This is a genomic window from Streptomyces sp. NRRL S-920 (genome assembly GCF_000717945.1).
Taxonomy (GTDB): domain Bacteria; phylum Actinomycetota; class Actinomycetes; order Streptomycetales; family Streptomycetaceae; genus Streptomyces; species Streptomyces alboniger.
In genome coordinates this window covers 1-23,797 of record NZ_JODF01000038.1, presented here as the reverse complement: position 1 = coordinate 23,797, position 23,797 = coordinate 1, and the positions used below count along the sequence as shown (strand labels likewise).

24 protein-coding genes are annotated in these 23,797 nt (G+C 69.9%); 9 read left to right on the top strand and 15 right to left on the bottom strand.

What is annotated here, in order from left to right; translation table 11 throughout:
- The first annotated feature begins 99 nt into the window (after nt 1–99).
- Nucleotides 100–1,152, top strand: a complete 1,053-nt coding sequence (locus tag IG54_RS0124785; RefSeq protein WP_030788538.1) for an NAD(P)-dependent alcohol dehydrogenase — start codon at nt 100–102, stop codon at nt 1,150–1,152.
- A gap of 176 nt (nt 1,153–1,328) precedes the next feature.
- Nucleotides 1,329–1,715, top strand: a complete 387-nt coding sequence (locus tag IG54_RS0124780) for a VOC family protein (RefSeq protein WP_030788536.1) — start codon at nt 1,329–1,331, stop codon at nt 1,713–1,715.
- Here the strand turns inward: IG54_RS0124780 and IG54_RS0124775 are convergent.
- From IG54_RS0124775 to IG54_RS0124765, 3 genes are read right to left on the bottom strand one after another with little or no spacing between them, the layout of a single operon-like run.
- Nucleotides 1,697–2,530, bottom strand: a complete 834-nt coding sequence (locus tag IG54_RS0124775) for an alpha/beta fold hydrolase (protein WP_051819912.1) — start codon at nt 2,528–2,530, stop codon at nt 1,697–1,699. The two genes, IG54_RS0124780 and IG54_RS0124775, sit on opposite strands and share 19 nt — an antisense overlap.
- A 5-nt stretch (nt 2,531–2,535) precedes the next feature.
- On the bottom strand, nt 2,536–2,991 hold the full coding sequence (locus IG54_RS0124770; RefSeq protein ID WP_030788528.1) for an ASCH domain-containing protein: 456 nt from the start codon (nt 2,989–2,991) through the stop codon (nt 2,536–2,538).
- A 58-nt stretch (nt 2,992–3,049) separates the two neighbouring features.
- A complete protein-coding gene (locus IG54_RS0124765) occupies nt 3,050–3,472 on the bottom strand; it encodes a winged helix-turn-helix transcriptional regulator (RefSeq protein WP_078594455.1) in 423 nt (140 codons plus the stop codon).
- Between the two features lie 125 nt (nt 3,473–3,597).
- Between IG54_RS0124765 and IG54_RS0124760 the strand changes: the two genes are divergently transcribed.
- A complete protein-coding gene (locus IG54_RS0124760) occupies nt 3,598–3,990 on the top strand; it encodes a YybH family protein (RefSeq protein WP_030788522.1) in 393 nt (130 codons plus the stop codon).
- A 36-nt stretch (nt 3,991–4,026) separates the two neighbouring features.
- Here the strand turns inward: IG54_RS0124760 and IG54_RS0124755 are convergent, their stop codons facing one another.
- The 6 genes from IG54_RS0124755 to IG54_RS0124730 form a co-directional block, all read right to left on the bottom strand.
- A complete protein-coding gene (locus IG54_RS0124755) occupies nt 4,027–4,386 on the bottom strand; it encodes a hypothetical protein (RefSeq protein ID WP_030788519.1) in 360 nt (119 codons plus the stop codon).
- 168 nt (nt 4,387–4,554) lie between these two features.
- Complete coding sequence (locus tag IG54_RS0124750; RefSeq protein WP_030788516.1) at nt 4,555–5,079, bottom strand: hypothetical protein; 525 nt, start codon at nt 5,077–5,079, stop codon at nt 4,555–4,557.
- Nucleotide 5,080: 1 nt separating this feature from the next.
- Nucleotides 5,081–7,261, bottom strand: a complete 2,181-nt coding sequence (locus IG54_RS0124745; RefSeq protein WP_030788513.1) for a hypothetical protein — start codon at nt 7,259–7,261, stop codon at nt 5,081–5,083.
- Between the two features lie 543 nt (nt 7,262–7,804).
- Nucleotides 7,805–11,131, bottom strand: coding sequence for a S8 family peptidase (locus IG54_RS0124740; protein ID WP_030788510.1), 3,327 nt, complete (start codon nt 11,129–11,131; stop codon nt 7,805–7,807).
- 197 nt (nt 11,132–11,328) lie between these two features.
- Nucleotides 11,329–12,591 carry a L,D-transpeptidase gene (locus tag IG54_RS0124735; RefSeq protein ID WP_030788508.1) on the bottom strand — a complete coding sequence of 421 codons (1,263 nt, stop codon included), beginning with the start codon at nt 12,589–12,591 and terminating at the stop codon, nt 11,329–11,331.
- Nucleotides 12,592–12,919: 328 nt separating this feature from the next.
- Complete coding sequence (locus IG54_RS0124730; protein WP_030788505.1) at nt 12,920–13,255, bottom strand: hypothetical protein; 336 nt, start codon at nt 13,253–13,255, stop codon at nt 12,920–12,922.
- Nucleotides 13,256–13,383: 128 nt separating this feature from the next.
- On the opposite strand from IG54_RS0124730, the gene IG54_RS0124725 reads away from it, so the two are divergent.
- Entirely contained in the window at nt 13,384–13,674 is a 291-nt protein-coding gene (locus IG54_RS0124725; RefSeq protein ID WP_030788503.1) for an LPXTG cell wall anchor domain-containing protein, read from the top strand.
- 320 nt (nt 13,675–13,994) lie between these two features.
- Here IG54_RS0124725 and hutH read toward each other — a convergent pair whose 3' ends face one another.
- The 5 genes from hutH to IG54_RS0124700 all read right to left on the bottom strand — a co-directional run bounded on the left by hutH (nt 13,995) and on the right by IG54_RS0124700 (nt 20,033).
- Complete coding sequence (gene hutH / locus IG54_RS0124720) at nt 13,995–15,533, bottom strand: histidine ammonia-lyase (protein ID WP_420712279.1); 1,539 nt, start codon at nt 15,531–15,533, stop codon at nt 13,995–13,997.
- A gap of 140 nt (nt 15,534–15,673) precedes the next feature.
- Entirely contained in the window at nt 15,674–16,840 is a 1,167-nt protein-coding gene (locus IG54_RS0124715; RefSeq protein WP_030788497.1) for a GGDEF domain-containing protein, read from the bottom strand.
- A gap of 51 nt (nt 16,841–16,891) precedes the next feature.
- Nucleotides 16,892–17,689, bottom strand: coding sequence for an enoyl-CoA hydratase/isomerase family protein (locus tag IG54_RS0124710; RefSeq protein WP_030788494.1), 798 nt, complete (start codon nt 17,687–17,689; stop codon nt 16,892–16,894).
- 99 nt (nt 17,690–17,788) lie between these two features.
- On the bottom strand, nt 17,789–18,952 hold the full coding sequence (locus tag IG54_RS0124705) for an adenylate/guanylate cyclase domain-containing protein (protein ID WP_030788491.1): 1,164 nt from the start codon (nt 18,950–18,952) through the stop codon (nt 17,789–17,791).
- A gap of 220 nt (nt 18,953–19,172) precedes the next feature.
- On the bottom strand, nt 19,173–20,033 hold the full coding sequence (locus IG54_RS0124700; RefSeq protein WP_030788488.1) for a biotin--[acetyl-CoA-carboxylase] ligase: 861 nt from the start codon (nt 20,031–20,033) through the stop codon (nt 19,173–19,175).
- Nucleotides 20,034–20,157: 124 nt separating this feature from the next.
- On the opposite strand from IG54_RS0124700, the gene IG54_RS0124695 reads away from it, so the two are divergent.
- The 4 genes from IG54_RS0124695 (at nt 20,158) to IG54_RS0124680 (ending at nt 22,850) form a co-directional block, all read left to right on the top strand.
- The gene (locus IG54_RS0124695) at nt 20,158–21,741 is read left to right on the top strand and encodes an acyl-CoA carboxylase subunit beta (RefSeq protein ID WP_030788485.1); all 1,584 of its coding nucleotides are present in this window, start codon (nt 20,158–20,160) and stop codon (nt 21,739–21,741) included.
- Nucleotides 21,742–21,777: 36 nt separating this feature from the next.
- A complete protein-coding gene (locus IG54_RS0124690) occupies nt 21,778–21,984 on the top strand; it encodes an acyl-CoA carboxylase subunit epsilon (protein ID WP_030788482.1) in 207 nt (68 codons plus the stop codon).
- Nucleotides 21,985–22,081: 97 nt separating this feature from the next.
- Complete coding sequence (gene mmpB / locus IG54_RS43480) at nt 22,082–22,210, top strand: morphogenic membrane protein MmpB (RefSeq protein ID WP_267883665.1); 129 nt, start codon at nt 22,082–22,084, stop codon at nt 22,208–22,210.
- 34 nt (nt 22,211–22,244) lie between these two features.
- Nucleotides 22,245–22,850, top strand: coding sequence for a nucleoside triphosphate pyrophosphatase (locus IG54_RS0124680; protein WP_030788479.1), 606 nt, complete (start codon nt 22,245–22,247; stop codon nt 22,848–22,850).
- Here the strand turns inward: IG54_RS0124680 and IG54_RS0124675 are convergent.
- The gene (locus IG54_RS0124675; protein ID WP_234336335.1) at nt 22,831–23,244 is read right to left on the bottom strand and encodes a hypothetical protein; all 414 of its coding nucleotides are present in this window, start codon (nt 23,242–23,244) and stop codon (nt 22,831–22,833) included. The genes IG54_RS0124680 and IG54_RS0124675 overlap by 20 nt on opposite strands.
- 358 nt (nt 23,245–23,602) lie before the next feature.
- Between IG54_RS0124675 and IG54_RS38275 the strand changes: the two genes are divergently transcribed.
- The coding region (locus IG54_RS38275) for a biotin carboxylase N-terminal domain-containing protein (RefSeq protein WP_037897644.1) at nt 23,603–23,797 on the top strand (195 nt) is incomplete at its 3' end.

Sequence of the window (23,797 nt, the reverse complement as noted above, 5' to 3'; positions counted from 1 at the left end):
CGTACGACCACGAGCCTGACCCCGCCAGTGGTAGGACCGCTGGACGTAGGCAGAACGGGTGTCTGGGTGAACGCGCAGGTCATTGGCAGTGTCGTAGCCATGACTGAGCAGATCACCACCGTTTCCGCCTACGCCGCCCCCGCCCCCGACGCACCCCTGGAGCGGACCACGATCCCGCGCCGCGCCGTCGGCGAGTTCGACGTCCTGATCGACATCAAGTACGCCGGTATCTGCCACTCGGACATCCACCAGGCCCGCGACGGCTGGGGCGAGGGCATCTTCCCGATGGTGCCCGGCCACGAGATCGCCGGAATCGTCGCCGAGGTCGGTCCCGGCGTCACCAAGTTCTCCGTCGGCGACCGCGTCGGCGTCGGCTGCATGGTCGACTCCTGCCGCCGCTGCGAGAACTGCGTGGCCGGCCTGGAGCAGTACTGCACGGCGGGCAATGTCGGCACGTACAACGCGCTCGAGAAGAACGGCGAGCCGACCTACGGCGGCTACTCCACGCACATCGTCGTGGACGAGGCGTTCACCCTGCGCATCCCCGACGGGCTCGCGCTCGACGTGGCCGCGCCGCTGCTGTGCGCCGGTATCACCGTGTACTCCCCGCTCGCCCACTGGAAGGCGGGCCCCGGCACGAAGGTCGCCGTCGTCGGCCTCGGCGGTCTCGGCCACATGGCCGTCAAGATCGCGCACGCCATGGGCGCCGAGGTGACCGTCCTCTCCCAGTCCCTGCGCAAGAAGGACGACGGCCTGCGACTGGGCGCCGAGCACTACTACGCGACCAGTGACGACGCCACGTTCGAGGCGCTCGCCGGCCGCTTCGACCTGATCCTCTCCACGGTCTCCGCGCCGCTGCCGCTCGACAAGTACCTGGGCCTGCTGCGCACGGACGGCGCCTTCGTGAACGTTGGCGCCCCCGAGGAGCCGGTCTCCCTCAGCCTCTTCTCGGTGATCGCCGGCCGCAAGACCCTCGCCGGGTCCGGCATCGGCGGCATCCGGGAGACCCAGGAGATGCTGGACTTCTGCGCCGCGCACGGCCTCGGCTCGGAGATCGAGCTGATCCGCGCCGACCAGATCAACGAGGCGTACGAGCGTGTCCTCGCCAGCGATGTCCGCTACCGCTTCGTGATCGACACCGCGACGATCTGAGCGGGCGGACCGCAGGCCGAGCGACAGACCGGACCGGAGTGCGTGTGGCTTGAACGCGTCTGGGTCGCCGGTCCTAGTACACAAGGCGCACCCGACAGGGCCCGGTGACCGATACGCCGCCCGTGAGGCGGGGCCTAGCGTTGTCCGTAGCCGCATGGACACGAGGAGGTCTCCCGATGACCGTCGAGTTGAACCACACGATCGTCAGCGCCACGGACATGGAGGCGTCGGCCCAGTTCCTCGCCGACCTGCTCGGGCTCGAAGTGAGCCCGCAGTACGGGCCGTTCATGCCGGTGGAGATCCCCAACGGCGTCACCCTCGACTTCTTCGACGGGGGCAAGGGGCCGATCGTCCCGCAGCACTACGCCTTCCTGGTCTCCGAGGACGAGTTCGACGCGATCTTCGGGCGGATCAAGGAGCGGGGCCTGCCCTACTGGGCCGACCCGTACCACCACCGCGCGAACGAGATCAACACGAACGACGGCGGCCGGGGCGTCTACTGGAACGACCCGGACGGGCACAAGCTGGAGATCCTGACCAAGCCCTACGGCAGCGGCGGCTGACCCGGGCTCCGGGGCGGGGCGCCCCCGTCCAGGAACGCCAGCACCGGTTCGGTCGCCACGTCCGCGAACTCCTCGAAGTAGGCGTGCCGGGCGCCGGGGACGAGGAAGGTCCTGGCGTCCGGGATGCGGGCGGCGAGCAGCGGGGCGTTGGCGGCCGGGTTGAACGCGTCGTCCGTGCCGTGGACGACGAGCGTCGGGGCCTGGATCCGGGGCAGTGCGTCCCACGCGTCGTGGCGGGCGCTGGCGCGCAGGTGGCGGCGGCGGGCGTGGCCGGGCATGGTCGGGTCGCCGAGGGTGTGGAACTCCCGCCCCGGGTGCTCGCGCTCCTGCTCGGCGAGCCAGCCCGGGGTGTACATCAGCTCCAGCAGAGCGCGGCGCACGGCGTCAGGGTCGGCCTGGGTCAGGGCCGCCCGGACCTCGGGGCCGCGCTCGACGCCGTGCGGGGCCCCCGGCGACGTACAGCCGAGGACGAGCCGGCCGACGCGCTCGGGGTGGTCGGCGGCCAGGAACTGCGCGATGCGGCCGCCCATCGAGGTGCCGTAGACATGGGCGCGTTCGATCCCCGCGTGATCGAGGACCGCGACGACATCCCGGGCGAAACCCGGCGTGCTGTACGTGTCCGTGTCGGGCCGGTCGCTCTCGCCGGTGCCGCGGTGGTCGAGTACGAGGGTCGTGAAGCGCGCGGCGAAGTCGGCGCGCACGGGATCCCACCAGTGGTGGTTGTTCGACTGCCCGGCCAGCAGGACCAACGGCTCACCGGAGCCGTGCAGCAGGTAGTGGAGTGCGGCGCCGTCGGCCGCTTCGGCGAAGGGCACGGCCGTCACTGCCCGCGCAGGTCGACGGCGAGGCGGAAGCGCTCCAGGACGAGTTCGGTGCCGTCGTCGACGGTGAACGTCGCGTCGCCGAGCGCGGCGCGCAGCCCGGCGCCGTGCCAGAACCTCTCGTGCCCGGCGCGCCAGGCGGCGACGGTCGTGTACCCCTCGCCCTCGTCCACCGCGTGGGCCAGGTCCACGTCGGCCAGCGGCACGACCCGTACCTCTGGCGTCTCGATGACGGCCACGGGCCGGTCGCCGGAGTCGACGACGACCGCGCGTTCACCGGCCGCCGGGAGCGGGTCGCCCCCGCGCTCGTAATCGGCCAGGAGGCCCGTCGTCGACGTCTTGGAGCCGTCCGGGATCGCCGCCACGATCCGGTCGCGCAGTGGTCCGGGGAAGGCGAACTCCGCCGCGGGGAGCAAGGCGTGGGCACCCGGGCCGCCCTGCGATGACGTGGTCATGGGAGCAGGGTAATCGCCGCGATCTCCCTGGCCGCCGTCGCCGAGTACGGCCCCGCTGTCACCACCGCGCAGACCACCCGCGCCGCGGGCCTCGGCGAGGCCACGATCTCCCGCGGACCAGCTGGGCGACATGGTCCCGACGTCGGCCGACCTCGACGGCGTACTCCTGGCCTTCGTGCCCGCGCGGCTCACTCCTGGGGCGGGCGGGACGCCCCCAGTCCCACAGCGCTTGCAGTGCCGGGCCCAGCGCGCGGCCGTGCGGGGTGAGTTCGTAGGTGACCGCCGGGGGCCAGCCGGGGATGCGGGTGCGCTCGGCGGCGCCCGCGGTGACGAGCTGGGCGAGCCGGTCCGTCAGCACCTTGTCGGACAACTCCGGGAGCGCGGATGCCAGTTCGCTGTAGGTATGCCGCTCGTGCCGCAGCAGCTCGCGGACCACGAGCGTCGTCCAACGGCCGCGCAGGGCGGCGAGAGTGATCTCCACGGGGCAGGCCGGGCTCGGGGCCGTGACCCGGGCCCGCGCGTCGTCCGGGAGCCCCGGGGCCGCCGGAGCCGCCGACGCCGCTTTCCGTTCGGTGAGCCACGAGCACGCCTCCTACCGTTTCGCCCATGCCGACATCCACAGTGACACCCCCGCCCCTGCCCACCCGTGCCGAGGAAGTCCCCGCGGCGTTCGCCGAGCGGTTCAACAGCGGCGACCCCGAGGCCGTGCGCGAGCTCTACGAGGAGCGGGCCGCCTTCGTGCCCGACACCGGCACCGCCGTTCACGGCAGCGCGGAGATCGCCGCCGCCAACGGCCCCTTCCTCGCCCTCGGCCTGCCGATCTCCGTGACACCCCGGCACGTGCACGTCGCCGGGGAGATCGCCCTGCTCGTCGTCGACTGGGAGATCGGCGACGGCGTGGTGCGCTCCACCGCCACGGACGTGGCACGGCGCGGCGCCCACGGGTACTGGCGATACGTGATCGACAGTCCCTTCGGCGCCGCGCCGGTTTCACCGTGACCAAACCCTTGGCCCCGCCACGGACGGGAAGCGTGTTCAGCAGTTGGCCGCACTGATGGTCTGCCAACGGAGGGACACCGCGCCGCTCGGCTGGTAGTCGGTATCGACAGGGATATCACTGCCACATATAACCCACTCACGTGAGTAGGTCCCAATTTTTACGCCGAGGAGCGTCGCGCCGTCACTGAGCGTCTTGTCGCGCAGTGTTCCGACAAGACGAATACGGCCGTCGTCCCACGTGCACACGGTCAAGCGGCCACTGACCTTCACGCTCACTACGGACTGGTCACACGCCCCTGTCGTGGTCTGCGCTGCGGCAGGGGTAATCGCGGTGGCGAGAGTGACGGCCGAGAGGAAGGCCGCCGTGGCAAGCGAAGCCGCGCGGGAACGTCTCATGGAACTCCTTGTGTGCGGGAATGAAAGAAGCCACCGGAACTCAAGTGTTGGCAGCCCTTGCGGATATGCGCAGGTTTGGGCGGCAGAGGCAGCCGGGCTCCCAGGCTCTCACGAATACCCAAGAGCCCAGCTGGCCGGCACAGATGAAGGTCTACACCTCGAAGGAAGCTACTTGCCCACCTTGAGTTCGACCTCACAGTCCAATGCCTGAGTGTAAGCCTGGCCGCCCTGATTGTAAGCGAAACGGCACTTTCGGGCAGAGTCCTTTGGAGGCGCGGTGATCCGCATCTCCGCCAGATAGAAGATGTCACTTTCCGCTCTGGCAGCGACCTTCACCGGCTCTGCGGCGTAATTCTTGAGCTTCTCGAAGTCGGGCGTGTGCGGCCCGTTCTTCTTGGTGAGAATAGGGAGCCCCTCAGTATCCTCCAGGTCATACGCGCCATAACTCAGCACTTTCACCCCGGATGGAATGTGCTGGACGGAGACTTCCGTGATCTCGATGGGATTCGCGGAGGTATTATTAGGCACCGGGAGCGCGAAGTACCAGACATCTCCCACGTGGGCATGCTTGTTGCCCACGACGCCGCTCGACTGGGCACCGTCGGCGGCCAGGGCGGTTCCCGGTCTCGGCGCGTCCACCTGTGTGCTTGACGTGCAGCCCACGAGCGCGAGTGCGGCAAGTAGCGCCAACATCCTAATAGGAGTAGAACACGCCCGGCTTACCCGAAACCTTGTCATTCTTTCCCCAGATATCGTGGCGTGAGGTCTTCCGCTTTCCAGCTGTTATGCGCTGCTTGTGTTCTTTGTCGTACTGAGTGCTGGCCCCCAGCTTGACACCGAAAGCGCTGACGGAGGATGACCACTTGGTGCTGCGATTCTTGTTGATCTGGAAGTAGCTCTGCGGCTGCACATATGCGCGATGCCTCTTCGGTGAACGGCGATAGCCATATGCACCGTCCTTGGAAGAAACGTTCTTGCCGTACTTACCGACGGCACCACCGGAGGGCACCTTATAGCGGCCCGCCATCATTTCGTATGTATAGTACGTGTCGCGCCCGTAATTGCACTTGTAGGTGGTCTTCCTCTTTTTGTACTCCAGCGGGACCTTCCACTGCTTGGCAAAGTAGGGTCCTCGGTTGGTGTAACCAGTCGTCGCCGACATCGAGGAACCGAGCGTGACTGACCCGTCTATCTGCCACTTGCCCCCGATCTTCGCGGCTGTCTCTACGGTCGAGGACAGCTTCGAGTCGTAGTCCACCGTGGCCTTGGTGTCCCAGTAGGCATGCCCTTCCCCGACCACCGTGTAATAGATCTTCTTGGCATAGATCTTGCTACCGACCCTGTCACAGCCACCGTCCATGGGCCCCACAGCCATCGATTTGATGTCTGTCCCCTTTACGACATAGGGATCGTCTGTGGGCAAGCCACCGGTGTCGCTCTGGTACTCGGGAAGAGGCTTGTCCCCCAGCGTGTCCACCGAAGTGCTTTCATTTCTCGAAGCCCAGCTGAGGGCATACTGCGCTTCGGTGGGCTCCGGCTGCTCCTCTTTCATGTCGTCGGTGAGAGGGAGCAGCTTCTCCGGAGCGTCCATAACTTCCACGGCGTTGGTGACGAGGGCGCGAGCGGCTGCCGGTGCGCCGGCCGGCACCGCGGACACGTGACGCGTACCTATCAGTGGCACGTCGGATTCCGTCTTCCCGAAAACGGTGGCCTTTGCATTGACGGCTCCGCCATTGGCGGTCGCTGTCGCCTTGACCGATTCCGGCAAGGTTTGCGGCAATTTGATGTGCCAGGAACCGTCGTCAGCGGTCACGGTCTCACCGAGTGCGGGAATCTGCTCTTCTCCGAGGGTGTCGACGAGCACGTCGACAGCTTCGAGTTTGACCGGCAGGCCCGCAGCAGGTCTGCCATCACCCAGGATGAATTTCCCGGAGAATTCAGTAGGGTCCTGCGGCGCTGGGTCAGGAGATTCATCGTTGACCGCCTCGGGAGGCGTCTCGGTTTCCGGGCTCTCTGGCCCCACGGCGGGTTTCACATCCTCTGAGGGACTGGCCAGGCACGACGCGAGGTCAGCGTGCACATCACCGTAAAAGCCGGCGCCCACCTCAGCATTGGCCAGCGACATGGGCGCCGATCCGGTGTAACTGCGGGCGATCCCGGTGTAGTCGGGAGTGTCACCCACTGTGTAGACAGTGCCCGGACCGGGGCTCCATCCACGGGTCTCCTTGGTTCCGATGCCGGTGATGACAGTGGTGGACCCTGCGGAGAAGGGAGATCCTGTGGCGGTTTCGGCATAGGGCCACGCCTTGACGGTGCCTGGCCTGTCGGCAATGCCACGCTTCAAGGTGTAGACCGTCGCCCCGACCGACCACACGTCGTCCGCCCGCCCGATCTCGGCGACTGCGGAGTCGGTGCCGAGGACGGTCTTGATCTTCTTGATCGCTCCGGTTCCCGAGGTCGGGTCGTCAACGGAGTAGACATCCAACGCACCGCCGACACTCAGGGCGAAGAGCCGGTTGCCACCGCCTGACCACACCTGTTCGTAACCATTCCAGTCGCCGCCGTAGTCGTGCACCGGCGTGAGGAGGCTGCCGCCGGTGGCGGTGTTGTCCTTGTACGTCTTGAGTCCACCGGCCGCCGTGATTACGTAGATGATGCCCTTGCCGCCAGTGAAGAACTGGCTGTGCTCATCGAGCTCCGCCGTCTCGCCGGAGTCGATGAGGGACCCAGCGGCATTACCGGTCAGCGGGTCCCAGTCCAGGTACTTGCGCAGTACCGGGGCAGTACCGGGGGTCCGGTCATGTACGTAGGTCGCGATGCCGCTCTGGCAGGCTTCGGCAGCCTCTACAGGAGAAGCCCCCAGGGCGCCCGGCACCGCGAGGGTTCCGGCGAGAAGAGCAGTTATGCACGCCGCATGGAGGGTGGTGTGGCGTCGCGGCGTAGCCGTCGACTTTGTTCGGCACCGACGATTCACTATCGTGGTCCTTCGGGTAAGGCGGTGTGGGCACTGCCTTTGATGCACTAACGGCCCAGGAAACCGGAGCATCGGGTGGCGCCCGCATCTCCGGATCTGTTTCGGAGGTAGCGGGACAGTAACCCCGCATTTATCTCTGCCGGTAGATCACACCACCCGTGTGACCGAAAAGCGTGCTGCCACACAAAACCGGACAGGCGGGATGATCCATTACCTGATGCGAGGGCATTCAGGACCTATCTCCACCAAAGGAAGCTTCGGCCTGAAGTAGACTGACCGATACCGCCCTCATTGGAATCTCATGTTCCACTCAAGTGGACACAGACCACAGCGCCTCGTGCATCCCTCTCCCGGTCAGACATTCCCCGTCCGGGCCGCCACGGTTTTCCCGCAGCGGCCCGGACAGACCAGACCAGCGACCGGCTTCGGCGCGGCGTTAGACGGTCATTTGCCGTAATAGGCGTTGAGGATCGTGACCTTCGACTTGTTGCCCTTCTTGTCCGTGATCTTGGCGTGGAAGGAGATCCCCTTGTCCTTCCCGGGGTTCTTCACCGAGATCTTGCCGTTGACCACCTTGACCTGTTTCCAGGTCTGGCCGTAGTCGTACGAGACGTAGACGTACAGCGACTTGAGGTTCGCGCCGGCCGCCGCACCCTGGACCGTGACCGGCACGGACTGCGTCTTGTCGGCCTCCGCCCTGCTGCGCAGATCGACCGCCGGACTGAACCGCACCGTGGAGGCCGGGAGCTTCGCGCTGTCCACCTTCTTGGAGCGGAACTTGAAGCTCGCGTCGACGCGGGTGCTGGCGGCGGCCACCTTCACACTGCGCTTCACGGACGTCTTCAGCTCGTACGCGGCATCGCCCGAGGACACCTTGAACGGCGCGCCGCCGACCAGCGGGTCGTCGTTCTCGCCGACCTTGGTGCCGTTGCGGTACAGCGTGGTCTTCACCGACGTGTAGAGCGAGGAACCCGCGTGGCCCTTGCCGTCGGCGAACAGCGGCAGGTAGCCCCCGATCTCGTTGCCCTCACGGAAGACACCGAAGTCGCCGCCGAGACGCGGCCCGAACACGGCCGTGTTAAAGGTCTTCTCGTAGCTCTGGCCGCCCTTGAAGACCTGCGGGGCGCCGAGCGTGTAGACGGCATCGATGATCGTTTGGCCGTCGGCGTCGGTCCCGTACTGCTCCAGGTCGATCTCCCACTGCGCCTTGTCCACGGTGGACAGGTACAGCGTCCGGGTGGTCGGCAACGGGCGCGGCAGACCGATCGAGGAGCCGCTGCCGTTGCTCGGGATGCTGCCCATGGCTCTCAGCGCGCCCTTCTTGCCCGAGGACGGCGCGCCGACGTTCACCTTCGCCTTGGCCAGCTCGGCCGCCTTGAAGTGCCTGGTGTACCCGGTCGCGACCTCCTTGACCTTGCCGCCGGTGACGATGTCGTACTCAGTTTCGTCGCCCTTGGTCCAGTGCCCGGTCCACTGCTGGAACAGCGAGCCGTCGGTGACCTGCGCGCCCTGGTGCTTCGTACGGAAGTTGGTGTACGAGTCGAGCCACCAGCCGAAGCTGTAGTTCGCCTGCGGGGTGTCGACCGTGTAGTCCGGAGCGGCGAACCCCATCTTGGCGCCGGCCGCCGGCACGGTGATGTCCACCGGCTTCGTCGTCCGCGCGTCCAGCGTCACCGTGGTGTCCTTGGTGATGCTCAGCTTGGGCTGCGCGATCCAGTCGGCACCCTTGGTGAAGTCCTCCGGGTCCACGTAGATCCCGGAGTTCAGGATGTAGCCGCCCTTGGGCACCCGCACCTTGACGGTGCCGGACGCGTCGAACGGGTTGTAGGACTTGTCCTTGGCGAGCCCGGAGACGCCCTCCAGGTCACCGTCGTAGGACGTGGCGGGAGCGCCGTCCCGGCCGATGAACTTGAGCGTCAGGTCGTACGACTCCACCTCGTTCTCGACGACGGCGGCCGTCCGCACGGACTGCCCGCCACCGCTCGCCACGACGTACGCGGAGTACGTGCCGTCGAGGGCGGCGCCCCGCTTGGAGTCGGCGGTCAGGTCGACCGAGGCCGAGCCGCCCGCGGGGACGGTCACCTTCTTGGCGCCGAGGGCGAAGAAACCGGCCGGAGCCGTGCGGCCCTTGGGGTCCTTGCCGGAGACGGTCAGGTCGAGGGTGATGTCGTCCTTTCCGGCGTTCTTGTACGTCACCTTCTTGGTGACCGGCTTGTCGTCGGTGTGCGGCCACTGCTGCGCGCCGAAGTTCACCGACACCGGGTCGGCGTAGACGGTCTGCTTGATGGCCTTGTCGACGGCGATACGGCCCGAGCCCTGCTGGAACGGCGTGTACTTGCCGTCCTTCGTGGACGCGGTCAGAGCGCCCTTCAGCTCGGCGTACTTCCAGTCGGGGTGCTGCTGCTTGAGCAGCGCGGCGGCGCCCGCGACGTGCGGGGTCGCCATCGACGTACCGGAGATCGTCAGATAGCCCTCCGGCTTCTGGCCGACCTCCTGTTCGATGACGCTGCCCGGAGCGGCGGCCGCGGTGATGTCCACACCGGGAGCCGTCACATCGGGCTTGATCGCGCCGTCGCCGACCCGCGGGCCCTGGCTGGAGAAGTCCGCCAGCTTGTCGTTGTCGTCGACCGCGCCGACGGTCAGCGCGGAGTCGGCGCTGCCCGGCGAGCCGACGGAACCGGGCTCGCCGTCGTTGCCCGCGGAGATCGCGAAGAGGATGCCCTTGTCCGCGGAGAGCTTGTCGACCTGCGCTTCGAGCGGGTCGACACCCGGGGTGTCGCCGCCGCCGAGGCTGAGGTTGACGATGTCCGCGCCCTCGGCCACCGCCCAGTCCATGGCCGCGATGATGCCGGAGTCCTCGCCGTAGCCGTCGTCGCCGAGGACCTTGCCGCTGAGGAGCTTGGCGGCGGGCGCGACGCCCTTGAGCTTGCCGCCCGACTTGGCGCCGGTACCGGCGGCGGTGGACGCGACGTGCGTGCCGTGGCCGTAGCGGTCCTTGGCGTCGGGCGACGGCGTGAAGTTCTTCTCGCCGACCACCTGGCCCTTGAGGTCCGGGTGGGTGGAGTCGACGCCGGTGTCGAGCACCGCGATCTTGACGCCCTTGCCGTCGTACCCGGCGGCCCACGCCTTGTCGGCGCCGATCTGCTTGACGCTCTTGTCGAGGCTCGCCTTGCGGACGCCGTCGAGCCAGACGTGGCTCACGCCGGACGCGGCGGTGCGGGCGTCGCCCTTGCCGCTGGTGAGCGCGGCCCACAGGTCGGCGGCGTCGTCCTTCGGGGTGGTGACCGCGTCGGCGTTCAGCGACTTCAGGGTCCTGCGGACCGTGGTGTCACCGGCGGAGCGGACGTCGGCCTTGGCGCCGGCCGCGGCTCCCTTGTAGCCGACGATGAGTTTGAGGCCCTTCTTCTGGGCCGCGCGGTTGCGCTTGCTGTTCAGCTCGGTGACGTCGAACAGCCGCTGGTCGATCTTGCCGTCGGCTATCAGACGCTGCGCGTCGGCGGGTATCAGCAGCGTGTGCCCGCCGCTGCGCCGCACCTGTACGGGGATGTGCTCCCGCCCCTTGGCGCGCTCAAGGCCGACCACGCGGCCCTTGGCGTCCACGACGGCCCGGTCGCCGGTGATCAGCGTGACGCGCTGCTTGCCCCCGGCCGCGCCCTGCGCGCCGATCGCGTCCCCCGCCGGTATGGGCTGCGCGCCGGCCGGGCTGGTCATGCCCGCCGCGAGTGCGACGGCGACCGCCGCGGCGATGCCGGCCCCGCACGCTCTCTTCACTTGTCTGTGCAAGTCTCCCCCTGGAGTCACAGGGGCTGTCGCCCCTCGATGAGCGAAGTATGCCCAGAGTCGAACATCTGCTCAATAGTGGGGAGTAAGTGGAGAGTTGGTGCCAGAGGGTTGTTACCGGGACGTGACTGCGGCCCGCGCCCCGGTCGGGGTGCGGGCCGCGGTCACGTGCGTACGACCGTGCGCAATCAGACGGCGGAGCCGGCCTTCCACTGCGCCCAGTCCATGTTCCAGCCGTTCAGGCCGTTGTCCGGGGCGATGGTCTTGTCGCCGGTGTTGCGGACGTCGACGACGTCACCGGTGATGGTGTTGTCGAAGAACCACGCGCCGGGCTTGCTCTTGTCGCCCGCGCCCTTGGCGTCCTCGAGGCCGATGCAGCCGTGGCTGGTGTTGGCATTGCCGAAGATCGACGGCGAGCCCCAGTAGTTGCCGTGGATGAACGTGCCCGACGAGGACAGGCGCATGGCGTGCGGCACGTCCTTGATGTCGTACTCGCCCTTGCCGTCGCCGTCCTTGAAGCCGACGGTCGCGCCGTCCATGCGGGTCTCCTTGAACATCTCGGAGATCACCATCTTGCCGTTGTACGTCTTGTTCTCCGGCGAGCCCGCCGAGATCGGGATGGTCTTCACGACCTTGCCGTCCCGCGTGACCTTCATCGTCTTCGTCTTGGCGTCGACGATGGAGACCTGGTTACGCCCGATCTTGAACTGGACGGTCTTCTGCTGCACGCCGTAGACACCGTCGGCACCCTCGACGCCGTCGAGGCTCATCTTGAGCGTGACGGTGGAGTTGCCCTTCCAGTACTCCTCGGGGCGGAAGTCCAGGCGGTTGTTGCCGAACCAGTGGCCGGCGATCTCCTGGCCGCTGGTGGACGACACCTTGATCGCGGACTGGACTTCCTTCTTGTTCGTGATGCCCTTGTCGAAGTTGATCGACACGGGCATGCCGACGCCGACCGTGGAGCCGTTCTCCGGCGTGAAGTTGCCGATGAAGCTGTTGGCCGGCGAGACGGTCGTGAACGTCGAGTTCTCGTGCGCCTTGCGGCCCTCGGAGTCCGTGGCGGTGGCCGAGATCTTGTACTTCGTGGCGCGTTCGAGCTGGGCGCTGGGCTTCCAGCTCTTCTTGTCAGCGGATATCTGACCGGCCACGGCCTTGCCCTCGGCGCTCTTCATGGTCACGGCGGTGAGCGTGCCCTCGCTCACCGTGACCTTGGCCGCGCTGTTGATGCTGGCGTTGTCGGAGCCGTTCTTCGGCGCGATCCTGATCTGGGCGGCGGAGGTCTTCTTGGCCGCCGCCTCGTCGACCTGGTTCTGCGACTCCTTGCCGCCGGAGGCCTTGTCGCCGTCGTCGCCGTTGCACGCCGAGAGCACGAGCACGCCGCCGACGAGAGCGGACACGGCCGCCAGGCCCTTGCGTCCGCGTCCCGGCTTGCGACGCCTACTGTCCGTCATCACACGCATCTCCATAGTTGCCGAATCCCCGAAAGCCGCCGGATCCCCGGCCCGCCCCCGAGAGTCCCTCGTAACCCCGCATAACGTCCTGCCCGGTTCGTCCCGTTCCACTACCGCGCGGAATGTGGGGAACACCACCTCCGCGGTACTGGAACCGCCCCCTGCCACCACTGTGCGGCATGGGACCGCCCGCGGGAAAACCGATCACCGTGCCGGGGCGGGACGAGGCGGGACCCCGGACGGCGGTCGCTGTCCGGGGTCCCCGATTCCGGATCGGCTAATCCGGATCGCCTGATCCAGGTCGCCCGATCCGGAGCGTGCTGCCGGTCTACACCAACTCGTCGTCCTCGTCGTCATCATCCTCGTCCGGGTCCCAGTCCGGCGAATCGGGGTCGTAGTCGATCATCTCGCTGCTCCACGACGCCTGGGTCAGCTCGATCCCGGGGACCTCGCTGACCAGGTCGAACGGATCCACCAGATAGGCGAGCGCCTCGGCGCCGTCCTCCTTGACGGCGGCCTCGGCGTGCGCGCGCTCCTCGGCGGGCATCCGCTCGTCCTCCGCGATGCGCCCGAGCGCCGCGCCGGTCAGTTTCCCGGCGTCCTCCACCTCGACCACCATTTCAACCCGCAGCCGTACAAACCGTGATGTCTCGTCTCCAGTCATACGAGGGAGCGTACGGCCCGCCTCCCCCGCGACTTTCCCGCGACCCGCGCCTTTCACTACCATCGGCCCACACGGCCAATTCGCCAGCACCACAAGGGGGATCCGATTCCGTGTCCGCACGTCGATCCATGCTGACCGCCACCGCCGCAGGAGCCCTCCTCGGCGCCCTGTGGTTCGTCCCCTCCGCGAACGCGACCTCCACCGGGCCGCACGAGAGCGCCCGGGACAACAGCCCCGCGACCTCGGCGGCACCCCACCACGAGACGACCGCGTCCACCGGCCGCCTCGCGGACACCGGCGGCTTCGACACGACTCCGTACGTGGTCGGCGGGACGGCGTTCCTCGGCCTGGGAGCGGGCTTCGTCGCCTACTCCGTACGCAGGGAGCGGTCGGCCGCGGCGCGCGGCGCGGCGTACTGAACGGCCGCGTGTCCGGTATCGGCAAGAGCCGGGCCGCCGCCCAACTGGCCGAGGAGTCGTAGGCGTTCGTCGTCGAATTCGACGACGTGGTCGCCGCGGTCCGGGTGGTCACCACGGTCCTGGACCTACAGATCGCCACCGCCGAGGCCCTGGACCCCGAGGGCGCCGCGGCCGGGCGCGAGGTGCGGGCCGTCGTACTCCCACTGGCTCGCCCGGCAGGCGGCCCTGCACGCGCTGCCGGTGGTCGACGCGCCCCTGGAGCACGCCCACGCCCCGCATCCGGCAGGCCCTGTGCGGGGGCCTGCCGGTCGGAGTGCGCTCTAGGCCAGCGGCCCGGTGACCGGCTCCACCGCCGCGAGCAGTGCGCCCGAGCGGACGAACGCGTCCGCCGCCGCCAGGTCCGGGGCGAGGAAGCGGTCCGGGCCCGGCCCCTCGACGCCCGCCTTGCGGACGGCCTCGATGACCGCGCGGGTGGCGGGGGCCGGGGTGAGGCCCTCGCGCAGTTCGACGGCGCGCGTGGCGGCGTACAGCTCGATCGCCACGATGCGGGTCAAGTTGTCGACGGCCGTACGCAGTTTGCGCGCGGCCGACCAGCCCATGGAGACGTGGTCCTCCTGCATGGCGGAGGACGGGATGGAGTCGGCCGAGGCGGGGACCGCGAGCCGCTTCATCTCGCTGACCAGGGCCGCCTGCGTGTACTGGGCGATCATCAGGCCCGAGTCGACGCCCGCGTCGTCCGCGAGGAAGGGCGGCAGGCCGTGCGAGCGGTTCTTGTCGAGGAGGCGGTCCGTGCGACGTTCGGCGATCGAGCCGAGGTCGGCGGCGGCGATCGCGAGGAAGTCGAGGACGTACGCGACCGGGGCGCCGTGGAAGTTGCCGTTGGACTCCACCCGTCCGTCGGGCAGCACGACGGGGTTGTCGACGGCGGCGGCCAGCTCGCGTTCGGCGACCGTGCGGGCGTGCGCCATGGTGTCGCGGCCGGCGCCCGCGACCTGCGGGGCGCAGCGCACCGAGTACGCGTCCTGGACGCGCGGCGCGTCGTCCTGGTGGTGGCCGGTGAGGCCCGAACCGGCGAGGACCGCGAGCATGTTGGCGGCGGACGCGGCCTGGCCCGGGTGCGGGCGGATGGCGTGCAGCTCGGGGGCGAGGACCTTGTCCGTGCCGAGCAGGGCTTCGAGGGTGAGGGCCGCCGTGACGTCGGCCGACTTGTAGAGGTTCTCCAGGTCGGCGAGGGCCATGACGAGCATCCCCAGCATGCCGTCGGTGCCGTTCAGGAGGGCCAGGCCCTCCTTCTCGCGCAGCTCGACCGGGGTGATGCCGTGCGCGGCGAGCAGCTCGCCCGCGGGCCTCAGCTCGCCGTCGGGGCCTTCGGCGTCGCCCTCGCCCATCAGCGTCAGCGCGCAGTGGCTGAGGGGAGCGAGGTCGCCGGAGCAGCCGAGTGAGCCGTACTCGTGGACGACCGGGGTGATCCCGGCGTTGAGGACGTCGGCCATCGTCTGCGCGACCTCGGGGCGTACGCCCGTGTGGCCCGAGCAGACCGTCTTCAGGCGCAGGAACATCAGCGCGCGGACCACCTCGCGCTCCACGCGCGGGCCCATGCCGGCGGCGTGCGACCGGACGATGTTGCGCTGGAGCTGGGCGCGGAGGTCGGGGCCGATGTGGCGGCTGGCCAGGGCGCCGAAGCCGGTCGAGACGCCGTAGACGGGGTCGGGCTTGGCCGCGAGCGCGTCGACGATCTCGCGCGAGGCGGCGAGCGCGCTCCGCGCCTCCTCGGTCAGTTCGATCCGCGCGTTCCCCCGCGCGACGGCGATGACGTCCGCCGCGGTCGTCCCGGACGTCCCTAGGGCCACGGTGCCCACGCTGTGCATATCCATATTCAGCAGCGTACGGATTGAATCGCCAGGTGTCACGGGTGGATCCCGCCCGAGCCACTTACCCCGGGTCCGCCCGAGCCGCTTGCCCCGGGTCCACACGAGCCGCTTGCCCCGGGGGTCGGCCCTCAGCCCGGCGTCCCCCGCCCCCGGAACCTGCGGCGCTCCCCCGGCTCGTCCGTCCGCGGCGGCGAGTCCGCGAGGCGGATCACCGCGTCCTGGGCGCCTGCCGGGCCCTCGCGGCCCGCCACCACCGGCTTCGGCGCGTGGGCGGCCTTCGCGCGGTACTGGGCCGCGTCCGCGAGGCGGAACAGGCGGCGGGCCGAGCGCACCGGGCCGATCGGGTCCCCGGTGGAGGCGACCCCGCAGGCGACCCCGTCGCCGTGCTCCAACTCGGCCGCCCGTACGCACAGTTCGTCGGCGACCCGCACCACCTCATCCGCGGTGGGCCCCACGGAGAGCAGGCAGAACTCGTCGCCGCCGAGCCGCGCCGCCAGCGTCCCCGGCAGCATCGCCCCGCACAGCGAGAGGATCGAGCCGAAGCGTTCGAGGAGGCGGTCGCCCACGGCATGGCCCCGGGTGTCGTTGACCCGCTTGAGACCGTTCACGTCGCAGACGACCAGGCTCACCACGGCCCCGTCGGCGCGGTGCCGCTCCACCGCCTCGTCCAGGCGCAGGTCCACCGCCCGCCGGTTGGCGAGCCCCGTCAGCGCGTCGGTGAAGGCCAGCCTGCGCGCCTCCTCCAGGCGCTCGGTCTGGGCGATCCCGGCGGCGGCCACCGCCGCGAGGACGGTGGCGAAGTCGGCGTCGGACCGGCCGAAGACGGGCGCCCCCACCGGCCTGGCCACATACAGCTCGCCCCACGCCCGCCCGTGCAGCACGATCGGCGCGACCACACAGCAGCCCCGGCCGCGGCGGCGCAGCGCCGTGACGCGCTGGTGGCAGTAGCCCGCGGAGTGCCCGCCCCGCGGCCCCTCGGCCGTCTCGACCCAGGCGTTCGGCTCGCCGCCGCCCACCCAGCGCTCGTGCAGGAACTCGGTGATCTCCGGGAACTGGTGGACGGGGTAGGCCTCCCCCTCCGGGAACTCCTCCTCGCCCTCGGCCCGTTCGCCCGCGTTCACGAGCACCCGCAGCCGGCCCAGGTCCCGCTCCCACACGGACAGCGCGGCGAAGCTGCCGCTCAGCCCGCGACAGGCGCCGAGGGCGGCGGCCCGCCAGGACTCACGCGGAGTCTGCGCGGCGGCCATTCCCTGCGCCAGCTCCACCACGGCCCGCAGCCGGACATCCTCACCCATCACTCCAGGCTATGACGTTTACGGCAATGTGGAACTTCGGGACATAATTCATTACTCCCCGGGCCACTCCGGCTTCCGCTTCTCGTTGAACGCCGCGACGCCCTCCGCCCGGTCGCCCGAGAACGCCACCGTCCGCCACGCCGCGTCCTCCACCTCCAGGCCCGCGCGCAGGTCGAGGCCGTGCCCCAGCCGCAGGGCACGCTTGGCGGCCCGCAGGCCGACCGGTGAGTTGGCGGCCATGCGGGCGCCCAGCGCGAGCGCTTCCGTGCGCGCCTCGCCCTCGCCCACCAGCAGGTCGACCAGCCCCAACTCCCGCGCCTCGGCCGCCTCCACGCGCCGCGCCGAGAAGATCAGCTCGGCGGCGCGGGCGGCACCGACGCGACGCGGCAGGAGCTGCGTACCGCCACCGCCCGGAATGACGCCGACGGACACCTCGGGCAGCCCGACGACCGCGCTCGGGTCGGCGACGATCACATCGCAGGAGAGCGCGAGTTCGAACCCGCCACCGAGCGCGAAGCCGTGCACGGCGGCGACGGTCGGCATGGGCAGCTCCAGGACGCTGGTGTAGCAGGCCCGGGAGGTGGGCCGCTGCCGCAGCAACTCGGCGTCGCTGAGGGAGTTCCGCTCCTTGAGGTCGGCGCCCACGCAGAACGCCCGCTCATGCGTGGACGTCACGACCACGACCCGGGCGTCCCGGTCCTCGGACAGGGCGGCGCAGGCGGCGGCGACGGAGCGGGCCATCTCCGAGGAGACGGCGTTCATGGCCTTGGGGCGGTCCAGGACGAGTTCGACGACATGACCGTGCCGCCTGACCGCCACGTACTCCCCGTACCGCTGCTCGTCACCCATGACCGACGCCTCCTCGTGGTTAACGACCGTTACCCGGAGATCATGTCAGCCGGGCCCGGCGCCGGGAAGAGGCGTCACGGCGTCCGTGCGCGGGGCACATCAGGGCGTGCGGCGGGCGAGGAGCCAGGGCTCGACGACGCCGAGGCCGCGCACGGGGCGCTGCCACATGGGCTGGAGCGCGAACCGGTAGGACGGCGGGTCCTCGCCCTCCTTCTCCGCCGCGGCGGCCGCCTCCGCGGCCTGCGCCTCGGAGGCGGGGGCGTCGCCCGTGCGCGTCAGGTCCTCCGCGAACGCCCCGTCCACCAGGACGGCGTCCCGGGGCGCTATCGACGTGAGGCGGCTCGCGAGGTTGACCGTCGTACCGAAGACGTCGCCCATGCGCGTCGTCACGGTGCCGAAGGCCATCCCGACGCGCAGTTCCGGCATGGTCTCGTCGTTGGCCATGGTCTCGATGAGGCGCAGCGCGATCTCCGCGGCCGTGCCCGCGTCGTCGGCGGCGTACAGGACCTCGTCGCCGAGGGTCTTGATGAGCCGCCCGCCGTGCGCGGCCACGAGGTCCGCGGCGGTGGTCTCGAAGGCCTCGACGAGTTCGCCGAGTTCCTCCTCCTCCATCCGGCGGGTCAGCCGCGTGAAGCCGACCAGATCGGCGAAGCCGACGGCGAGCCGCCGGTCGACCATCTCCTCGTCGTCGGCGGCCTGCACGACGCGGCCCGTCGCGGCGGCGAGCTGGCGGCGCCAGACGTAGACGAGGAACTCCTCCAGCTCGGGCAGGAGCAGCTCGATGAGCGGATACGTGACTTCCGTGCGGGTCATGCCCGGCTCGGGAGGCTCGGTGAGACCCTCCAGGAAGGAGTCGATCTGCCACTCGGCGAGCCGCGCGGTGGTCTGCCCGGTCGACCGGGCCACCTGCACCGCCATGGCCTCGCTCAGCAGTCCCGCCTCGACGAGGCCCGCGAGCCGCCGCAGCGCGAGCACGTCGGCCTCCGTGAGCGCCTTGGCCTGGCCGATGTCGGGAAAGCCCATGGCTCGCCAGAAGCGGGACGCCAGCTCCATCGAGACGCCCGCGCTGCGGGCCGCCTGGAAGGGGGTGTAGCGGCGGTCTGCTCCGAGGATCAGCTGTTCGAGCTGGAGGGCGAGGGGGTTCTTCGCGGAGTCGCCGTCCGCCTTGTCGTCCTCCACCTCGGGGATCGCGGAGGCGTCCGTCCCGGCGGCGTCGGGGCCGCGCTGTGCGCCCGCGCCGGAGCCCGTGTCATCGACGGTCACGCCTGCTGCCCTTCCGATCTGCCGCGGTCAGGTATCGACCGGCGCCAACTTTACGGCAGGTGTGCCGCAGCTCACTCCCGACTCCCCGGGAGTCGGGGGCCTGCCCTTTCCTGGCCGGGGGCCTGGGTGCTGTGCGGGGTGGTTCCGCGCGGGCCCCTGCGGGACATCTGCGGGTTCGTCGTGGTTGCTCGCGCCGTTCCCCGCGCCCCTTGCGGGGCCCTTACGGGGCCGGCCTCAGGTGGATGATGTCGCCCGCTCCTACCGGCTCCTGCATCCCCTGCTCCGTGGCGAGGACCAGGCGGCCGTCGCCGTCCACCGCCACCGCCTCGCCCATGATCGCCCGGTCACCCGGCAGCTCGGCGCGCACCCGTCGGCCCAGCGTCGCGCACCCCGCCGCGTACGCCTCCTGGAGCCGGGAGGCGGCCGGGTCGCCGTCCGCCTTCCGCCACACCCCGTACCACTGCTCAAGGGAGCGCAGCACGGCCCGCAGCAAGGGGTCCCGGTCCGTCGTGCCCGCCCCGGCGAGCGCGAGGGAACCGGCCGTGGGGACGGGCAGCTCGTCCGCACGCAGCGTCACGTTGAGGCCGATGCCGATGACGACGCCCGCGCCGGACGCGCCGGCCCGCTCGGCGAGGATGCCCCCGGCCTTGCGCTCCTCCTCACCGACAGTCACCAGGAGGTCGTTGGGCCACTTGAGTGCGGTGTCCACCCCGGCCACCCGGGAGAGCCCCGTCGCGACGGCGACGCCGGTGAGCAGCGGCAGCCACCCCCACCGCTCGACCGGCACCTTCGCGGGCTTGAGCAGGACGGAGAAGAAGAGCCCGGAGCGGGCCGGCGCCGACCACTGCCGGTCCAGGCGCCCGCGCCCCGCGCGCTGCTCCTCGGCGACCAGCACCGCCCCCTCGGCCAGTTCGTCGGCCCGCGCCGCGAGGTCGGTGTTGGTGGACCCGGTGGCGGGCACCACGTCCAGAGAGGTCCACAGCCCGCCCTCCCGCAGCAGGGTCCGCCGCAGGGAGGCGGCGTTCAGGGGCGGTCGTCCGAGGTCGGACCAGCGATTGTCTTCAGCATCTGACGGCGTCATGCAAGCCACCCTAGGTGTGGTAAACGCCGCACTGCCGAACCGTATCCGCGCCGATACGCTACGGGGCAGTAGCCAGCCGTAAGCCGCCATACGCACCTTTGAGCAGGCAGGGAGCCGCATCCCTATGTCCGAGATCGACATCCACACGACCGCCGGAAAGCTCGCGGACCTCCAGCGCCGCATCGAGGAGGCGACGCACGCGGGATCGGCCCGCGCGGTCGAGAAGCAGCACGCCAAGGGCAAGTTGACGGCACGCGAGCGGATCGACCTGCTGCTCGACGAGGGCTCCTTCGTCGAGTTCGACGAGTTCGCGCAGCACCGCTCGACCCAGTTCGGCCTGGAGAAGAACCGGCCGTACGGCGACGGCGTGGTGACCGGTTACGGCACCGTCGACGGCCGCCCCGTAGCCGTGTTCTCGCAGGACTTCACCGTCTTCGGCGGCGCGCTCGGCGAGGTCTTCGGGCAGAAGATCGTCAAGGTCATGGACTTCGCGCTGAAGACCGGCTGCCCGGTCATCGGCATCAACGACTCCGGCGGCGCCCGCATCCAGGAGGGCGTCATGGCCCTCGGCATGTACGGCGAGATCTTCCGCCGCAACACCCACGCCTCCGGGGTGATCCCGCAGATCTCCCTGGTCGTCGGGCCGTGCGCGGGCGGCGCGGTCTACTCCCCCGCCATCACCGACTTCACGGTGATGGTCGACCAGACCTCGCACATGTTCATCACCGGGCCCGACGTCATCAAGACGGTCACCGGCGAGGACGTCGGCTTCGAGGAGCTGGGCGGCGCTCGTACCCACAACTCGACGTCGGGCGTGGCGCACCACATGGCGGGCGACGAGAAGGACGCCATCGAGTACGTCAAGTCCCTGCTGTCGTACCTGCCTTCGAACAACCTCAGCGAGCCGCCCGCCTTCCCCGAGGAGGCGGACCTCACGCCCACGGACGAGGACCGCGCGCTGGACACGCTGATCCCGGACAGCGCGAACCAGCCGTACGACATGCACACCGTGATCGAACACGTCCTGGACGACAGCGAGTTCTTCGAGACGCAGCCGCTGTTCGCGCCGAACATCCTCACCGGCTTCGGCCGCGTCGAGGGCCACCCGGTGGGCATCGTCGCCAACCAGCCGATGCAGTTCGCCGGCTGTCTGGACATCGACGCCTCCGAGAAGGCCGCCCGCTTCGTGCGCACCTGCGACGCCTTCAACGTGCCGGTCCTGACCTTCGTGGACGTGCCGGGCTTCCTGCCGGGCGTCGAGCAGGAGCACACGGGCATCATCCGCCGCGGCGCGAAGCTCATCTACGCCTACGCCGAGGCCACCGTCCCGCTCATCACGATCATCACGCGCAAGGCCTTCGGCGGCGCCTACGACGTCATGGGCTCCAAGCACCTGGGCGCCGACCTGAACCTCGCCTGGCCGACCGCGCAGATCGCGGTGATGGGCGCGCAGGGCGCGGTGAACGTCCTGCACCGCCGCACCATCGCCGCGGCGGGTGACGAGGCGGCCCAGGAGGAGACCCGGGCCCGGCTGATCCAGGAGTACGAGGACGCCCTGCTCAACCCGTACGCCGCGGCCGAGCGCGGTTACGTCGACGCCGTGATCATGCCGTCGGAGACCCGCTCCCATCTCGTACGCGGACTGCGTCAGCTGCGGACGAAGCGGGAGTCCCTGCCCCCGAAGAAGCACGGCAACATCCCCCTCTAGCCCCCTGTCCCCCTCCAGTCCCCCCAGGGAGCGGTCATGATCAAGGTCGTACGAGGCAACCCGACCCCGGAGGAGCTGGCCGCCGCACTCGCGGTGGTCCAGGCGCGCGCCGCGGCGGTGGCCAACCAGCCGTCCGGCGCGCCCTCGCCGCCCGACGCGTGGGCCGATCCCGCGCGAGTGGCCCGCCACCGGCTGCCCGCGCCCGGTCCCACGGCGTGGGGCCGCACGTACTGGCCCGCGTAGTCGTATCGGGTACGCGGGTCGGCCGGCCGGGCCGGGCGGGGGAACTTGAGTACGCGTACTCAGGCGCCCCGGCCCGCCCCGCCGCAGTATCGGAGTCATGCTGTGGTCGGACCCCGAGAACAACCCGCCCAAGGACATGCGCGACATGCAGGCCAAGATGCGCCGTGCGGGCCTGGTCCTCGCCCTCGCCATGCTGATCGCGATGTTCGTCCTCGGCATCCACTGAACGTCCCGAGGCCGCGAGCGCCTACGCTGACCGCATGAGTGATCAGCCACGCCGTCTCGTGCTCGCCTCGCAGTCCCCCGCCCGCCTCGGTCTGCTCCGGCAGGCGGGGCTGGCACCCGAGGTGATCGTCAGCGGCGTCGACGAGGACAAGGTCTCCGCGCCGACCCCCGCCGAGCTGGCCCTCGCCCTGGCCGAGGCCAAGGCCTCCGTGGTCGCCGCGCGGCCGGAGGCCAAGGGCGCCCTGGTCATCGGCTGCGACTCGGTCCTGGAGCTGGACGGGCAGGCGCTCGGCAAGCCCGCCGACGCGGAGGAGGCGACCGCCCGCTGGAAGTCCATGCGCGGGCGCGCGGGCGTCCTTCAGACGGGCCACTGCGTCTACGACACGGCCACCGGGCAGTACGCGTCGGCGACGGCGTCGACGGTGGTCCGCTTCGGCGAGCCCTCCGACGAGGAGATCGCCGCGTACGTCGCGAGCGGCGAACCGCTGCACGTGGCGGGGGCGTTCACGCTGGACGGCCGCTCGGCACCCTTCATCGACGGCATCGAGGGCGACCACGGCAACGTGATCGGCCTCTCCCTGCCGCTGCTGCGCCGCCTGCTCGACCAACTGGGCGTGGGCATCACGCAGTTGTGGGCGTAGCCCGGCCGACCCTGTCGTAGGCCACCAGCGGCAGCACGATCAGGCCGAGTACGACCATCATGAACGCGAACGCGAGCCAGCCCACCAGGCCGACGCAGAAGGCGCCGAGCACCCCGTGCACGACGGCGCAGCTGATCAGCAGGAGGCGCCCGAAGCGGCCGGGGGCGCGGTCGCGGCCGCCGACGAAGGCCAGCATGACGCCGCACAGCGCGAGGTAGCCGCCGAAGACGAGACCCGCGATCCACGTCGAGACGGTCATCGCGTGCGGGTCGAGGCCCGCCAGCGACATCTCCTGCTTGTCGACGACGAGGCCGAGGAACCAGTTGAGGAGCGCGATGCCGACCGCCTCCGCGAGGAGAACGATCGCGCCCGCCCAGGCCACCGGTCTGCGCATCACGGCCCCCACCCCTCTTTCGTCCCTCTGTTACCGCTGGTACGTCGAGCTGTCGCGCACGCTACCCACCGGTAAACGCCGGGACAAGGGCTGTGCGGCGGGCAAAGAATCATTGGGCCATTCGTAGGGACTCCACAAAGAATGCGGGCGTCCCGCAGCGCGGCCTCACAGAGACCTTGGCCACACCGGAGGGCTAGGCTGCCGGGCAGGACCCCTGCGTACTCCGGTACGACAAGGGTTTTCGCGGGACGAGGGGACCTCGCATCACACTCCGTGTGGGCAAGCTCACCCTTGGGGACGGGTCGTAAGGCCGTGTCGGCAGTCCCTAAACTCGGCTTGTTTCAAGGAGGGAGCCATCGTGCGCAAGGTGCTCATCGCCAACCGTGGCGAAATCGCTGTCCGTGTTGCCCGGGCATGCCGGGATGCGGGGATCGCGAGTGTTGCCGTCTACGCAGATCCCGACCGGGACGCTCTGCATGTGCGGGCGGCCGATGAGGCGTTCGCGCTGGGCGGTGACACTCCGGCCACCAGCTACCTGGACATCTCCAAGGTG